Here is a 1,005-nt window from a genome sequence, read left to right as displayed (position 1 = left end):
CTAGATGACTGATGCCAAGGGGTTCAGTGGTCGTACGCGGTGAGGGAGCGCATGACGGGCTGTCCGGCTTGGTCGTTGTGCCAGATCGCGGCGGTCAGCGCGAGGATCCGCTGGAGGACGCGGACCATGACCCCGCCGGGTGTGCGGCCGTGGTGTCGTTCGAGGTCGAGCTGGCCCTTGAAGGTGTCGTTGACCGACTCGATGATCTGCCGCAACGGCTTGAACAGTGGTGATCCGGCCCGCTCAGGCTCGCCCTTGCGGGCCGGACGCAGGAGCCGGATCTCCAGCCCGGCGAGCTCACGCTCGAACGCGGCGCCGTAGTAGTTCTTGTCCCCGATCAGGGTCTGGCCGGGACGAGCGGCCACCAGGTCGGTCTCGGTGTCCAGGATGTCCAGCAGGGTGGTGCGCTCGTCGGCCTTGGCACCGGTCAGCGCGAACGCGACGGGAAGGCCGTGCAGGGTGCACACCAGGTGCAGCCGCAGGCCCCAGAAGAACCGCGAATGGCTGGCGCAGTATCCGTACTCGGCCCATCCGGCCAGGTCGGAGCGCTTGACCGTCTCGCGGGAGCGGCCGCACTCGACCGGGGTGGAGTCGACCACCCAGACGCTGTCCGTCCACAGGCTGGTGTCGGTGGCCAACCGCCGGTTGACGCGGGCGATCAGGTCCCCGGCCTTGCGCAGCCGACGGTTGTAGCCCGACTGCCCGGGCAGATACGGGAACAGGTGCCGCAGGTGGGAGCGGGCGTAGCGGATCCAGCGGCGTTCGGAGACGTAGCCGAGCAGGGCCTGCATCACCGAGAGCGTGACCAGCTCGGCATCGCTGAGCTGAGGCTCGATGCCAATCTCCGGCCGCCATGGGGCCAGATGCGGCGATTCCTTCAGCAAGTCGTCGGTTGTCACATAGAGTGCGGTCGCGAGGGAGTCCAGATCTGGCGTCACAACCGATCTTTGGGCTCCCTCGCTTCATCTCATGCGCGCCAGCAAGCCCTTGGCATCAGTCATCTAG

Annotated in this window: 1 protein-coding gene; it reads right to left on the bottom strand. The window is 67.3% G+C overall.

The window, feature by feature from the left end:
* Positions 1–23: 23 nt before the first annotated feature.
* Complete coding sequence (locus tag ACIHFE_RS34535) at positions 24–938, bottom strand: IS982 family transposase (protein ID WP_400113040.1); 915 nt, start codon at positions 936–938, stop codon at positions 24–26.
* Positions 939–1,005: the final 67 nt, after the last annotated feature.

Origin of the sequence: Streptomyces sp. NPDC052396 (genome assembly GCF_044593195.1) — a bacterium.
Classification (GTDB): domain Bacteria; phylum Actinomycetota; class Actinomycetes; order Streptomycetales; family Streptomycetaceae; genus Streptomyces.
This window is presented reverse-complemented; position numbering and strand designations above follow the sequence as displayed.